Annotated in this window: 17 protein-coding genes, 1 tRNA gene and 1 other RNA gene; 8 read left to right on the top strand and 11 right to left on the bottom strand. The window is 70.5% G+C overall.

The window, feature by feature from the left end; all coding sequences use genetic code 11:
* Positions 1-19: 19 nt before the first annotated feature.
* Complete coding sequence (locus tag ACYQ1L_RS07070; protein WP_460003511.1) at positions 20-742, bottom strand: antA/AntB antirepressor family protein; 723 nt, start codon at positions 740-742, stop codon at positions 20-22.
* A 32-nt stretch (positions 743-774) separates the two neighbouring features.
* Here ACYQ1L_RS07070 and ACYQ1L_RS07065 point away from each other — a divergent pair, with 32 nt between their 5' ends.
* Positions 775-1,059 carry a hypothetical protein gene (locus ACYQ1L_RS07065; protein ID WP_460003510.1) on the top strand — a complete coding sequence of 95 codons (285 nt, stop codon included), beginning with the start codon at positions 775-777 and terminating at the stop codon, positions 1,057-1,059.
* A 17-nt stretch (positions 1,060-1,076) separates the two neighbouring features.
* On the opposite strand, the gene ACYQ1L_RS07060 is transcribed toward ACYQ1L_RS07065, so the two are convergent.
* The 3 genes from ACYQ1L_RS07060 to ACYQ1L_RS07050 all read right to left on the bottom strand — a co-directional run bounded on the left by ACYQ1L_RS07060 (position 1,077) and on the right by ACYQ1L_RS07050 (position 2,111).
* The gene (locus ACYQ1L_RS07060) at positions 1,077-1,400 is read right to left on the bottom strand and encodes a hypothetical protein (RefSeq protein ID WP_460003509.1); all 324 of its coding nucleotides are present in this window, start codon (positions 1,398-1,400) and stop codon (positions 1,077-1,079) included.
* Entirely contained in the window at positions 1,397-1,624 is a 228-nt protein-coding gene (locus tag ACYQ1L_RS07055; RefSeq protein ID WP_378805919.1) for a helix-turn-helix domain-containing protein, read from the bottom strand. The genes ACYQ1L_RS07060 and ACYQ1L_RS07055 overlap by 4 nt, the downstream gene beginning before the upstream one ends.
* 411 nt (positions 1,625-2,035) lie before the next feature.
* A tRNA-Lys gene (locus ACYQ1L_RS07050) sits at positions 2,036-2,111 on the bottom strand.
* Positions 2,112-2,275: 164 nt separating this feature from the next.
* On the opposite strand from ACYQ1L_RS07050, the gene ACYQ1L_RS07045 reads away from it, so the two are divergent.
* Both ACYQ1L_RS07045 and ACYQ1L_RS07040 read left to right on the top strand, forming a co-directional pair.
* Complete coding sequence (locus ACYQ1L_RS07045; protein ID WP_460003508.1) at positions 2,276-3,100, top strand: inositol monophosphatase family protein; 825 nt, start codon at positions 2,276-2,278, stop codon at positions 3,098-3,100.
* A 185-nt stretch (positions 3,101-3,285) separates the two neighbouring features.
* A complete protein-coding gene (locus ACYQ1L_RS07040; RefSeq protein ID WP_460003507.1) occupies positions 3,286-3,678 on the top strand; it encodes a hypothetical protein in 393 nt (130 codons plus the stop codon).
* 255 nt (positions 3,679-3,933) lie between these two features.
* Here ACYQ1L_RS07040 and ssrA read toward each other — a convergent pair.
* Both ssrA and ACYQ1L_RS07030 read right to left on the bottom strand, forming a co-directional pair.
* Positions 3,934-4,303: a transfer-messenger RNA gene (ssrA, locus tag ACYQ1L_RS07035) on the bottom strand.
* 181 nt (positions 4,304-4,484) lie between these two features.
* The gene (locus ACYQ1L_RS07030; protein WP_460003506.1) at positions 4,485-4,841 is read right to left on the bottom strand and encodes a hypothetical protein; all 357 of its coding nucleotides are present in this window, start codon (positions 4,839-4,841) and stop codon (positions 4,485-4,487) included.
* Between the two features lie 104 nt (positions 4,842-4,945).
* On the opposite strand from ACYQ1L_RS07030, the gene ACYQ1L_RS07025 reads away from it, so the two are divergent.
* On the top strand, positions 4,946-5,602 hold the full coding sequence (locus ACYQ1L_RS07025; protein WP_460003505.1) for an SIMPL domain-containing protein: 657 nt from the start codon (positions 4,946-4,948) through the stop codon (positions 5,600-5,602).
* 65 nt (positions 5,603-5,667) lie between these two features.
* Here the strand turns inward: ACYQ1L_RS07025 and ACYQ1L_RS07020 are convergent, their stop codons facing one another.
* From ACYQ1L_RS07020 to hflX, 3 genes are all read right to left on the bottom strand, one after another.
* Positions 5,668-5,874: an LAVTG motif-containing sortase-dependent surface protein gene (locus ACYQ1L_RS07020; protein WP_460003504.1), complete on the bottom strand. Its 207-nt coding sequence runs from the start codon at positions 5,872-5,874 to the stop codon at positions 5,668-5,670.
* The gene (locus ACYQ1L_RS07015) at positions 5,868-7,625 is read right to left on the bottom strand and encodes an MSCRAMM family protein (RefSeq protein WP_460003503.1); all 1,758 of its coding nucleotides are present in this window, start codon (positions 7,623-7,625) and stop codon (positions 5,868-5,870) included. Before ACYQ1L_RS07015 ends, ACYQ1L_RS07020 begins: the two co-directional genes overlap by 7 nt.
* A gap of 67 nt (positions 7,626-7,692) precedes the next feature.
* The gene (gene hflX, locus ACYQ1L_RS07010; RefSeq protein WP_460003502.1) at positions 7,693-9,198 is read right to left on the bottom strand and encodes a GTPase HflX; all 1,506 of its coding nucleotides are present in this window, start codon (positions 9,196-9,198) and stop codon (positions 7,693-7,695) included.
* A gap of 74 nt (positions 9,199-9,272) precedes the next feature.
* On the opposite strand from hflX, the gene ACYQ1L_RS07005 reads away from it, so the two are divergent.
* Entirely contained in the window at positions 9,273-9,914 is a 642-nt protein-coding gene (locus ACYQ1L_RS07005; RefSeq protein WP_460003501.1) for a class I SAM-dependent methyltransferase, read from the top strand.
* 6 nt (positions 9,915-9,920) lie between these two features.
* Here the strand turns inward: ACYQ1L_RS07005 and dapF are convergent, their stop codons facing one another.
* Positions 9,921-10,793: a diaminopimelate epimerase gene (dapF, locus tag ACYQ1L_RS07000; RefSeq protein WP_460003500.1), complete on the bottom strand. Its 873-nt coding sequence runs from the start codon at positions 10,791-10,793 to the stop codon at positions 9,921-9,923.
* A gap of 198 nt (positions 10,794-10,991) precedes the next feature.
* On the opposite strand from dapF, the gene ACYQ1L_RS06995 reads away from it, so the two are divergent.
* Positions 10,992-11,612: a ClpP family protease gene (locus ACYQ1L_RS06995; RefSeq protein WP_460003499.1), complete on the top strand. Its 621-nt coding sequence runs from the start codon at positions 10,992-10,994 to the stop codon at positions 11,610-11,612.
* A gap of 1 nt (position 11,613) precedes the next feature.
* The gene (locus ACYQ1L_RS06990) at positions 11,614-12,279 is read left to right on the top strand and encodes a ClpP family protease (protein WP_460003498.1); all 666 of its coding nucleotides are present in this window, start codon (positions 11,614-11,616) and stop codon (positions 12,277-12,279) included.
* Here ACYQ1L_RS06990 and ACYQ1L_RS06985 read toward each other — a convergent pair.
* Complete coding sequence (locus ACYQ1L_RS06985; RefSeq protein WP_460003497.1) at positions 12,261-12,629, bottom strand: helix-turn-helix domain-containing protein; 369 nt, start codon at positions 12,627-12,629, stop codon at positions 12,261-12,263. The two genes, ACYQ1L_RS06990 and ACYQ1L_RS06985, sit on opposite strands and share 19 nt — an antisense overlap.
* A 207-nt stretch (positions 12,630-12,836) precedes the next feature.
* Between ACYQ1L_RS06985 and ACYQ1L_RS06980 the strand changes: the two genes are divergently transcribed.
* Positions 12,837-13,088, top strand: a complete 252-nt coding sequence (locus ACYQ1L_RS06980; RefSeq protein ID WP_460003496.1) for a DUF4242 domain-containing protein — start codon at positions 12,837-12,839, stop codon at positions 13,086-13,088.
* The last annotated feature ends 8 nt before the right edge of the window (positions 13,089-13,096 follow it).

The following is a 13,096-nucleotide window of genomic DNA, read 5'->3' as shown; positions in this document are numbered from 1 at the left end:
CCCCGCTTTCGTGTGGTGGTCAGATCGCGAGCGCGCCGAGGCGCACGCGGAGTCGTTCGAGGCCGCGGATGGTGATGCGCACCTGTGGGGCGTCCAGCACGAGCTCTCCCGTGCGGGGGTGGTGGTGAGACTGCGGCTTCTCGGTGAGGTAGCCGGCGTTCACCGCGGAGGCGTACGCGCGCCATCCGCCGTCGTGGCCGCGGTGGATCCAGCCGATCTCGCGCAGTTGCGCGAAGAGACGGTTCTGCCCCGTCTTCACGCCGGCGCGGGCGAGGATCCCAGCCGCATCCTTGACGGCATAGTCACCTTCCGCCGACGCGAGTTCGTCCCACGCCTCCGCGCGGGGCGTGATCTCGGCGACGTGAGCCTCGAGCGCCTGGCGCTGCTCCACCTCGGCGGCGTACGCCCGCAAGGCCTCCGGAAGGGTCTGCGGAATCTGCAGACCCCGTGACGCCTTCTCCACCTCGATGAAGTACTGGCGCGCCTGCTTCCCCTTCGGAGTGCGCTGGATCATCGCGAGTTCCTTCGCCATGTCCAGGGTGAGAGCGTGGTCTGTCGCCGGGCGGCCTCCGGTGCTTTCGCTCAGAATTGCGCCGAAGTCCTCGCCCTCGGTGAAGCCGTACGCGAGCATCCGCGGGAACCAGTCCTTGTATGGGGTCGCGACGTCGAGGAACGCGTGCAGCTCGCGGCCGCTGACTGCCTGCCGACCGTCGTGCTCCCGGATCGGGATGAGCGCGCTCACGATGTCGCCTCGCCATCGCTAGGCTCGGCGCCATGAAGATCCACGCCGCTGTCGTCAGCATCGAGCGCACCGTGACCGAGGCGCAGTCCGCGATCAACAAGCACTTCAGCGGGGACATCGCGCACGCCCAGGTCCGCGTCGAGCTCGAAGGCATGTGGCAGGTGCTCAAGCTCCTCGCCAGCGCGATCGACGACGAGGGCGTGGCTGTTCGTGAGCCCCTCGATGTGCCGACCCGCGCCGAGATCGAAGCGATCGTGAAGAAGGCATCCGATCGCGCCGCCGAGCACACCGGCGGCCGCCGCGGCCGCCGCCGCTGAGAGAACCTCGTGCGCGCTCACGACGCCGCCCCCTCGATAGGCTCGCCCGCATGGACTCCCCCATCCGCGCTCGCGAGGCGCTCACGCTCGGACAGCACGCCTGCGATACGGCCCACGTCACGGCGAACCGAGCGGACGTCGGACGCGAGGCTGAACCTCGCCGAGCTCGCCGAGGTACTGGCCGAACTCGCCTTTGAGGTCGCGTTCCGGTACTGGCTCGCCTTCACACCCCGCCCGCGAGGGACGAAGAACACCCACACCACCACGAAGCCGACCAGCAACACGGCCATGATCACAGCGATCACGGCCAACGCCCAGAACAGCAGCTCGAGCGGGCTCACGGCGCCACCGCCGACGTTCCGGGGAAGAATCGCGACACCGGGACGTCCATCGCCTGAGCGAGAGCCAGGATCTCGGGAGCGGTGAACGCGACGCGCCCGTTGATGCGCTCAACGACCGCCGCGCGGGATACGCCGATGGTCTCCGCGATACGCTGCTGCGTGTACCGGTTCTCTGCGGCGACGCCTCGAACCTTGGAAGCAATTTGGGCCGTTGTGGATGCCATGCGGGCTAGATTGGCACGGATTCATTCCATCCTCAACTACCGCTCAGCGCGTGTTGCATGGATTCGGACCATTTTGTGTCGTCATCTAGACACTCTGACTGGAAATCACTACACTCTCGGTTATGACCAGTACCGCATTCCTTGCGACGCCGCGCGATGAGATCCGCGCGGCGCGCGCTGAGTTCGTCCGCCAGGCGCTGAAGGCTGACCGTTGGTCAGTCCGGGCGGCGGCGCTCGCCATCGGAACCAGCCACACGGCGCTCGGCGCCAGGGTCAAGGGAGACACGGCGTTCCTCGCTGAGGACATCGAGTTGATCGCGATCCTGCTGAAGCGCAACCCCGTGGAGTTCTATGGCGCCTACCTTCGTGCGGGAACGCAAGAAGGCCCGGCCTCCGAAGAGACCGGGCCTGTGGTGCACCCCCTGGGACTCGAACCCAGAACCCACTGATTAAGAGTCAGTTGCTCTGCCGATTGAGCTAGAGGTGCTCGGCGGGCCGGTTCCCCGGCCGAGGAATCACATTACCAGCGGATCCGACGGAAGCGAAATCGGGACCGCCTCGGCGTGCATCCCTGGCGTGTCGCCGGTTCCGGGTGCGCTCCGAGCCGGATCCGGTCAGGGTCCGGCCGCTCACGGCCCGTATCCTGGAGCGGTGTCTGAGACCCGCGCCGATGCCGACTTCCAGAGCGACCTCGACCTCGCTCTCCGCCTTGCCGATGCCGCCGATGCGCAGTCGCTGCCGCGTTTCGATGCCGCAGATCTGAATGTGTCGCTGAAGGCGGACCGTTCCCATGTCACGGACGCCGACCTCGCGACCGAGCGCGCCATCCGCGGAATCCTGCAGGCGGAGCGCCCGGAGGACGGGATCCTCGGCGAGGAGTTCGGCACCTCGGGCGACTCGCGCCGGCAGTGGATCATCGATCCGATCGACGGGACCGCGAACTTCCTGCGCGGCGTGCCGATGTGGGGCACGATGATCAGCCTCGCCGTCGACGGCGTCGCGCAGGTCGGTGTGGTCAGCATGCCCGCACTGGGCCGCCGCTGGTGGGCGGCGCCTGGCCTCGGCGCCTGGGCGTCGACCGACGCGGAACCCCGCGCCATCCACGTGTCGGACGTCGCCACGCTCGAAGACGCGAGCGTGAGCTTCCAGAGCATCGCGCAGTGGGACGAGGCAGGGCGCCTCGACGCCCTCATCGCGTTGACCCGCCGGGTCTGGCGCGATCGCGCCTACGGGGACGTGTTCTCGTACATGATGCTCGCCGAGGGGCGCATCGACATGGTCGCCGAGTTCGGCGTCAAGGAGTACGACATCGCTGCAGCGTTCGCGATCGTGACGGAGGCGGGCGGCACGGCGACCGCGTTCGATGACACCCCCACGCTCGCCGGGCTCTCTGCCCTCGCCACGAACGGCGTGCTGCACGATGCGTTCCTGGCGCAGTTGCACGGGCCCGAGGCTCCCGCGGCGGCCGATCGCTGATGCGCCGCGCGTGCCGAGCGCTCATCGCGCTGGGGCTCGCCGCCGGCGTCCTCTCGGCGGCCACGGCGTGCAGCGGAAGCTCCTCCCCCGCGCCTTCTGCGACACGCACCGCGGAGACCCCGGCATCGGCCTCACCCTCGCCGTCCCCAGACGCCACCGACGTCCCGGCGGCCTCGCCGCGGCCGTTGAGCTGCGAGACCCTCATCCCGCCCGACACCGTGGCCGCCCTGCACAAGCAGGGCTGGGCTGCGGTGCAGCGCGACTTCGTGATCGGCTCCGCGACGATCCCCGGTGGCATCGCCTGTCTGTGGGCGGATCCGACCACCGCGTCGGACCACGGGCTGCTCTACGGCTGGGCGCCGATCTCCGGCGCCGATGCCGTGGCTCGCGAAGCGGAACTGGTCTCGGAAGGGTGGGTCCGCGAGGACAGTGACCGCGGCGTCTACATCACTGCCGATGCACGCACATCTCTCAGCAAGGACGCCGAGGGATACGGCATGACCTATCTGTTCGGCCGCGGCTGGGTGGCTGTCTCCGACACGAAGCAGGGCCTCATCCTGATCGAGCCGAAGGGCTGATCAGGAACTCGCGTAATGAAGTCGCTCCTGACCGGTCTCATCCATTGCACGGTCTCCGCGCGATCGGTTTCCAGATGTCGCTCAGCGCATCACGGCACCGTGCGGCGCCAGGGGGGGGATGGCGGGTGCGGCCGGTCGTCCCAACCGGCCGCACCGTCTTCGATGCGATCGTGCAGCCGGCGCCGGACATGGAGAAGCCCCCGGGCCCTCTGCCCACGCAAAGGAACCCGAGGGCTCTCGACAGCGACAACGGCTTGGTGGAGCTGGGGGGAATCGAACCCCCGTCCAACGCTGAGTCTCCACGCCTTCTCCGGGCGCAGTCTGTGCAGACGTTCTGCTCGGCTCCGACCTTTGTCACAGACACCTAAGTCGACAAGCCCAGCCTGGGAAGAGTCCCACGTGACGTCCAGACGCCGTCACGCAGCAAGATTCCTAGATGACGCCAGGATCCGTATCGGAATCACATACGGCCTGACGGACTATCGGGCTCGCTTAGGCAGCGAGGGCGAAGTCAGTGCGCTTTGCATTGGCACTTATTGTTTTGCAGGGAGCGTTCACGAGATAACCCTGCATCCTCGGCCCGCTTCTCGTGGATTCACAGGCGCTGTCGAAACCGATCAGCCCCGTGGACCTTCTCGCGAAGGAGCCGTTGTCGCACTGTTGAGTTTCCAGCGGGCGCCGCAGCGCCCGAGCATCACAGACTACAACGGATCGGGACGCTCCGCCATTCCCGGCCGGTCACGGCACGGTGCCCCGGCTGCTTCGCCGAGGCACCGCTGGTCAGCAGTGACCGACGTGCGGCGTGATCACTTCCCGCCGCTGCCGTTGCACGCCATCCCGGGCGAAGGCACGAAAGCCTTCAGACCGGCCTTCACGAACGACCCGTAGGACTGCACACCGTGATAGCGGTCGACGCCGCCGGGGCTCTGATTCCCGCGCATTGCGATGGCATCGTCATCGAAGCCGGGAGGGTTGTTCTCCAGCGCATCAGCCTGGTCGAGACCCGAGTAGGCGCACTCGGACGAGGCATGGGATGGTCCGGATGTCGGATCTCCATTCCCGGTGTACTCACCGGCATAGGCCGCGCTGGATCCCGCTGCAACGAGCCCCAGCGCGATCGCACAGCCGATCGCCAGTCGTTTCATCTGGTCTTCCTCCTTCACGCAGTTTCCTTCGCCGAGGCGCGGAACTGCGCCGCGGTGGCCGAAGTCTACGCGCGCGTCGCCGCCGCGTGAAGGGCGCCCGGACAGTGCCGTAGAGTCACGGCATGAGCGAGGTCGTCATCACCGTCCGGGGCGAGCACCAGGTGCGCATCGCGCCCGAGAGCGCCGTCGTCACGCTATCCGTCGCACTCGACGGTCCGGATCGCGAGTCCGTCATCGCGCGGACCTTGGCGCTCGCCGAACCCATCCGGGAAGCGCTGGCCACTCGGCAGACCGGCGGAGCCGTGGAGTCGTGGTCGAGCAGGCGCCTCGCCGTCCGCTCGGAGCGCCCCTGGAGCAACGACGGCACGCGCCTCGACCTCGTGCACCACGCCTCCGTCGATTTCCGCGCAACCTTCCTCGACTTCGCCGACCTCTCGTCCTGGGTCGCCGACGTCTCTGCGGAGGAGGGAGTATGCGTCGACGGCACGCAGTGGACCCTGACCCCGGAGACCCGCACCCGCGTCGAGCAGGAGGTCGCCGCCGAGGCCGTCCGCGTCGCCGTGCAGCGGGCGTCCGCCTACGCCGCAGCGCTCGGGCTGGACTCGGTCGAGCCGATCGAGATCGCCGACGCCGGCCTGATCAGCGACTTCAGCGCCACCGACGCCGCACCGAAGGCGATGCGGGCCTTCGGTGCGGCTCCGGCCCCCTCGGGCCTCGATCTGCACGGCGACGACATCACCGTCTCCGCGACCGTCGAGGCGAGGTTCGTCGCCGCCTGACCGCCGCGCACCCCGGTGCCGGCGCGTGCAGTCCCCACGGGCGCACGCGCCGGGCCGGGGTGGTCTCAGGCCCGCCGTCGACGCGACACGAGCACGGCGAGCGCACCCGCGAGGAGCAGCACGAACGCCGTGCCGAGCGCCGGAAGCGGATCCGCGCCTGTCATCGGCAGCGTCCCGGATCCGGTAGCGCCCGGCGCGGTCGTGGGCACCGGAGCCGGCGAGGTGGTGGGCGTCGGTGTGGGGGTCGGCGTGATCGCCACCGGCGTCAGCACGAAGTCCTGGCCTTCGACGAGCTCCCCGGCGTCGGTGATGGTGACCGAGCGCGTCGCCGGCGCGGCCCCCGCGTAGCCGTCCGGAACCTCGACCGCGATCGTGTAGTCGCCCGGAGCGAGGTCGCCGAGAGCATAGCCGCCGTCGGCACCGGAGGTGACGGGAACGGGGCCACCGGAACCGGTGACGGTGATCGTGGCGCACCCGCGACAGGCGCCGCGCCGCCGTCCGTGACGGTGCCCGACACGGATCCGAGGCGTGCCAGCGCGAAGTCGACACCGGTGACGTCCTGCGCTCCCACCGTCTCGGAACGGGATCCCGGGCCGGTGACGACGTACCCCTGCGGCGTCTGGACTGCGATGGTGTAGTCGCCCGACGGCAGCTGCGGGAAGGCGTAAGTTCCGTCAGCGGCGGTCACCGTGTGCACCGTGCCGTCCGGACCGTCGGCCGTGACCACGACACCGCCCAGGCCGAGGCCGGCAGCGCTCACGGTCCCTGACAGGGTCGGCAGCTGCTGCAGGACGAAATCCTGACCGGTGATCGGCGTCTCATCGTTCTCCGGAACCGTGAACGGTGCCGGAGAGGTCACCGCGGTGTACCCGTCCGGGGCGGTGATCGCGAGCGTGTGCTGTCCCACCGGCACGTCATCGAGAAGGTAGGTTCCGTCCGCCGCCGTGACCACGGTGCGGGCCCCGTCGAGCGTCACCGTCGCTCCTGCGACCGGATTGCCGTGCTGGTCCCGCGCCGTGCCCGAGACGGGGACGGGCACGATGTCACGAACGGCGAAGTCCGCCGTGACATCCGCGATCGTGACGTCGACGGTGCGTGTCGGCTCGTCCGAGATCTTGCCGGCCGGCGGCGTGATCTCGACGCGGTAGCCGTCCGTGGCGAGCACATCGGAGAAGGCGTACGCGCCGTCGGCGGACGTGGTCGTCTCCCCGAGGACGGAGCCGTCGGATCCGATCAGACGCACGGTCGTGCCGTCCGCCGGCCCGCCCGCGGTCGAGTCGGTCACCGTGCCCGAGATCGTGCGGGTGATCGCCGCGAACCAGGTCTGATACACCGGGAACCCCGCCCGGCGGGTGAATGTGAAGGTCAGCGAGGAGATCGGCGCGTTCGGTTCGAACCACGCCGCCGCGCCGCTTGTGTCGGTCGCCGTCGCGTTGCCGGTGAGCGTCGTCGTCGCAGCGTCCCACGTAGGCACGTCCGCGGCGTCGCCGGTGCAGGACGGCTTGCCGGCGAGGCCGGGGGCGCAGTAATTGAAACCGCCGCGGGATCCGAGCTGTGCCGCGGAGAGCGCGCTCCCGTCCGGGCCGACGGCCGTGATCCTCACCTGGTCCGCGTCGATGTCGCCGAGGACGAAGGTCCAATTCGAGGTGGGTGTCGGATGCGCGAACGTGTAGGTCGTCTCCGACGGAGAGGTGGCGTTGTCGGCGCGCGGTCGCAGGTTCAGGTACTGCTGGTCGCGGCTGCTGCCGTACTTCGCACCGACGTCCGTCGATTCGGCGAGCCAGACGCTCGCGCCCGACACGACGCCGACCGACCCGCCGCGGGAGTCGCTCGTATAGGCGGCGGCCAGCTGGGGCGACGCGATCTGCACGGTGCCCGAGTATGCGCCGCTCGTGCCCGTCATGGCGCTCCAGTCCGCCCAGGGCGTTCCGGTGGCGGCAGTGGCCGGTCCGCCGAGCGCGAGCCCGCCGAGGCTGAGGAGGACGACGACGAAACCCGACACTGTGCGTTTCACAGGTCTCATGCCGGCATGAGAACCACCGCAACCGAAATATCGGTTGCAGTGAGGGTGCTCAGGCGGTGAGGGGTGCTCAGGCGGCGTACGGCGCGAGCTCGGCGGCGAGGCGCTCGCCGACGTGCGCGTGGATCCGGGTGCCGGCCTCCTCGTGCGCGACCTCGAGCAGCAGCCCGGTCTCGTGCACCGCCGCGACCAGGTCGCCGCGGTCGTAGGGCACGACCGCGCGGATCTCCACGGCGGGCTTCGGCAGCACCTCGTCGATCGCGGCACGCAGCTCGGCGATGCCCTCGCCGGTGCGCGACGACACGAAGTGCGCCGCCGGAACCAGTCCGCGCAGCACCATCCGCTCATCGTCGTCGAGCAGATCCGCCTTGTTGAACACGACGATCTCGGGGATGCTTCGGGCACCCACGTCGCCCATCACATCGCGGACCGTCTTGATCTGCCCCGCCGGATCCGGGTGGGATCCGTCCACGACGTGGACGATGACGTCGGCGTCCGCGACCTCCTCCAGCGTGGAGCGGAACGCCTCCACGAGCTGATGCGGCAGGTTGCGCACGAACCCGACCGTGTCGGTGAGCGTGTAGACGCGCCCATCAGCGGTCTCGGAGCGACGCACCGTCGCGTCGAGCGTGGCGAACAGCGCGTTCTCCACCAGCACCCCGGCGCTGGTGAGCGCGTTGAGCAGGCTGGACTTCCCGGCGTTCGTGTAGCCCGCGATCGCCACCGACGGGATCGTGTGGCGCCTGCGCTCGGCGCGCTTGGCCTCGCGTGCGGGTTTGAACTCGCGGATCTGCTTGCGCAGCATCGCCATCCGGGTGCGGATGCGACGGCGGTCGAGCTCGATCTTCGTCTCACCGGGGCCGCGCGAGCCCATGCCGGCGCCGCCGGCACCCACCTGGCCACCGGCCTGGCGGCTCATCGACTCACCCCAGCCGCGCAGTCGCGGCAGCAGGTACTCGAGCTGGGCGAGCTCCACCTGCGCGCGGCCCTCGCGGCTCTTCGCGTGCTGGCTGAAGATGTCGAGGATCACGGTAGTGCGGTCGATGACCTTCACCTTGACGACGTCCTCGAGCGCGCGCCGCTGGCTCGCGGCGAGCTCGGTGTCGGCGATCACCGTGTCGGCCCCGACGGCGGCCACGATGTCCTTGAGCTCTTGCGCCTTGCCGCGGCCCAGGTAGGTCGCCGGATCCGGGTGCGGCCGCCGCTGCAGCAGGCCGTCGAGCACCACCGCACCGGCGGTCTCCGCCAGCGCGGCCAGCTCGCGGAGCGAGTTCTCGGCGTCCTCCTGCGCACCCTGCGGGTACACGCCGACGAGCACCACGTTCTCCAGACGGAGCTGGCGGTACTCGACCTCCGTGACGTCCTCGAGCTCGGTGGACAGGCCCGCCACGCGCCGCAGCGCGTGCCGCTCCTCCAGATCCCACTGCTCGCCGTCCGCAGAGGTGTGCCCGGCGGTGGCCGTGTCCTGCAGCGCCTGGGCCGCTCCGAACACGTGCGATTCCGCCCGTCGTTCGGCCGCCTGCAGGACGCGCTCGACCGCGTCGCCGTGCTCGTCATGTGTTGTGGACTGCGTCATCCGCACCTTTCTTGCGCCCGACGTTTCGCGCGGGCGCCTTAACTTTATCTGGGAGTGTCCGCTACGCTCGCTGCATGGGGTCGGACCACTACTTCACTGCGGCTCCCGCAAGCCCCGAGAACCTCCGCAGGATCAGGGTGACCCTTGCGGGCCGAGAGGTCGAACTCACCACCGCAGCAGGGGTTTTCAGTCCCGATCATGTGGACGTCGGCACCTCTGTGCTCCTCGCCAACACCCCGCCCCCGCCGCCCGGCGGGCACCTGCTGGATCTCGGCTGCGGCTGGGGGCCGATCTCGCTGTCGCTCGCGCTTGCCGCTCCGCACGCCACCGTGTGGGCGGTCGACGTGAACGAGCGCGCCCTCGATCTTGTGCGTCGCAACGCCGCCGAACTCGGCCTCGACAATGTCAACGCCGTGACACCCGACGATGTTCCCGCCGACGTGACGTTCCGCACGATCCGCTCGAATCCCCCGATCCGCGTCGGCAAGAGCGAGCTGCACGATCTGCTGGAGCGCTGGATCCCCCGCCTCGACGAGCGCGCGGACGGCTGGTTCGTGGTCAGCCGGAACCTCGGCGCGGACTCCCTGCAGCGCTGGCTCGCAGCGACGTTCGACGACGGCTACAGCGTGTGGCGGGCGACCACCGGCCGTGGCTTCCGCGTGCTCAAGGTCCGCCGCCACGGCACGCCGCGCACGGAGGCCATCGCGCTGCCCTAGCGGGTCTCAGGCGAGCTCGATCTCCCCGGAGAACGCGAGCTGCGCGGGACCCGACAGGAACACGTGCTCCCCGTCCGCACCGGGGGCCATGGTGACCCGCAGCGTGCCGCCCGGGACCTCGACGAGCCATTCGTCCGGCGCGCCCGCGCCCGCCCAGTGCCGCACGGCGAGCGCGGTCGCGGTGATGCCGGTGCCGCAGCTGAGGGTCTCCCCCACGCCGCGCTCGAACACGCGCATGCGAACCCGGCCGATGCCGTCCTGCACGAGCGGCTCCGCCGGGACGACGAACTCGACGTTCGCGCCGTGCTCGGGCATCGGCGCGAGCTCGGGCCCGTGGGTCAGCTCGAGGCCGTCGAGCTCGGTGTCGGAGGCGATCGCGACCACGACGTGCGGGTTGCCGACGTCGATGCCGAGGCCGGGCCGCGGCACGTCGAGACCCGCGGCGCGGGCCAGCGGGTCCTGCCCGGACAGGCGCCAGGCGCCGATGTCGACGCGGTACCCCTCCGGGCTGCGCGTGACGATGCGCACGCCCGCACGGGTGCCGATCGCGAGAGACTCCCCTTCGGCGAGATCGGCGAGCCCGGCGCGCAGCAGGTAGTGCACGAACACGCGCACCCCGTTGCCGCACATCTCGGCGATGGAGCCGTCGGCGTTGCGGTAATCCATGAACCACTCGGCCGCCGGATCCTCGGCGAGCGCCGCGGTCCCCTCCGGGAGCGCCGCGGACCGCACCACGCGCAGCAGCCCGTCGGCGCCGATTCCGAAATGGCGGTCGCAGAGCGCCGCGACCTGGTCGGCGCTGAGGTCCAGGGCGCCGTCGGGGTCGGCGATGATGACGAAGTCGTTGCCGGTGCCCTGCCCCTTGGTGAATGCGACCATGCGTCGATTCTAGGGTGGCGCGCCGATGCGGCCGCCGTGCGCGGCAACCGGCGGCGCCCGTGCGCGGCAACCGGCGGCGCCCGTGCGCGGCAACCCGCGGCGGCTCCCCGCGGCCGCCCGATCCGGCTCTGCCTGCAGCGGATCCGCCCGGAGCAGATCCGCTGGCGCCGTCGCCCGCGCCCGCCGCACGCTGAGGGCATGACCGATGACATGCCCCGCAACCTCTTCGACGCCGAGACGCGCCGGATGCTGTTCGCCCGACGGGTGCTCGTGCTCGACGGCGTCCTGGACGATGACAACGGCGTGCTGCTCATGACGCAGCTGCTCGCCCTCGCCGCCGAGGATCCGGACGCGGACATCACGCTCTGGATCCACTCGCCCGGCGGATCCGTTCCCGCCATGCTCGCGATCCGCGACCTCATGCGCACCGTGCCCTGCGATGTCGCCACCGTCGCGTTCGGACTCGCCTGCAGCGCCGGCCAGTTCCTGCTCTCCGCCGGCACCAAGGGCAAGCGCCGCGCCCTCCCGCACAGCCGGATCCTGCTGCACCAGGGCTCCGCGGGGATCGGCGGGACGGCGGTCGACGTGGAGCTGCAGGCGGCGGACCTCCGGCACACCCGGGACACCGTGCTCGGCCTCATCGCCGAGGACACCGGGCAGCCGCTCGACCGCGTCTTCGAGGATTCCCTGCACGACCGCTGGTACAGCTCCGAGGAGGCCCTCGCCTACGGCTTCATCGACGAGATCGCCACCGGATTCGCGGCGGTGCTGCCGCCCCTCACCCGCCGCACCATCGGCCTGACCGCAGAAGGAGCCTGACATGGCCTCGTTCCTCATCCCGAACGTCATCGCGAGCTCGCCGCGCGGCGACCGCGTGCTCGACGTGTACTCGCACCTGCTCGCAGAGCGCGTCATCTACCTCGGCACCCCGCTCGACGCGGACGTCGCGAACGTCCTGGTCGCGCAGCTGCTGCACCTCGATTCCACCGGAAGCGACCGGGACATCCAGCTCTACATCAACTGCGAAGGCGGGGATCCCAGCGCGATGCTCGCGGTGTACGACACGATGCGCTTCATCCGCTCGGACGTCGCGACGTTCTGCGTCGGTCAGGCCGTGGCGGTCGGGGCGGTCCTGCTCGCCGCCGGGGCCGCCGGGAAGAGGGCGGCGCTGCCGCACGCCCGGGTGATCCTGCACCAGCCGGCCGCACAGGGCCGCGGCACCATCCCCGACCTCATCCTGCAGGCGGACGAGGTCGTGCGGGTGCGCGACAGCCTCGAGCAGATCCTCGTCGCGCACACCGGGCAGAGCGCGGAGCGGCTGCGTGCGGACACCGACCGGGATCTGGTGCTGACCGCCGCGGGCGCCCGCGACTACGGCCTCGTGGACCAGGTGGTCGAACAGGCCCCTCCCGCGCGGAGCGCGCTGCCCGCGACGAGCGCCGGCGCGAGTGTCGGTGCCGGTGCGGGTCAGGCCGCGAGGGCGTAGGCGGCGCGAACGGGTTGCGCGGCCGCACGCGCCGGAACAGAGGCGCCCGCGGAGATCCGCTCGGCGACCCCGAGGGTGAGATCGAGCAGGGTCAGCTCGAGCGCGCCGGACACCGCGGCGAGCATCTCGCTGGACGGCTCCTTGCGGCCCCGCTCCATCTCGGACAGGTACTGCGGGGAGACGCCGGCGCGCTGGGCGGTCTCGGCGAGCGTCTCGCCGCGGTCGGCGCGGGCGTCGCGCAGCAGCTCGCCCACCACGGAGCGCCAGAGCCGTTCCGGCTCGGTGGCGCGGTGCGGGCGGTCGTCCTCCGCGGCGCGGTCGATGCGGGGGATCTCCGGTGTGGCGGTCATGGCGCCATGGTAGGCACGGCGCTTCCGATGCCGCGAGCGGATCCGCTCTGAGCAGAATCGTGCGCGGCGCACGACGCCGTTCCCGTCTCCGTGCCGCCGTTCCCGCCCCCGAAAGATGGGTGAGTTCCCCGATCCCGGAACTGCGCTCGAGCGGTGGAATCGAAGAGAGCGGGACGACCCCCGCGATCTCACCGAAAGGAGACGCTCATGGCGCTCTACATGGATGTCCACACTCTCGACGGGCCGGTCACGATGGCCGATGTCGCCGCGGCGCACGCCGCCGACCTCGCCACGCAGGATCAGCACGGCGTGCACTACCTGCGTTACTGGGTCGACGAGTCCGAGGGGAAGGTCTTCTGCCTCGTCGATGCTCCCGACGCGGAGGCGGCGAACACCGTGCATCGCGAGGCGCACGGTCTCGTCGCCGACGAGATCCATCTCGTCAACGAGGGTGTCTGAGCGGTTGA

It is taken from the genome of Microbacterium xylanilyticum (genome assembly GCF_054654695.1).
The sequence above is the reverse complement of the archived record's forward strand: the minus strand, read 5'-3'. Positions and strand labels throughout refer to the sequence as shown.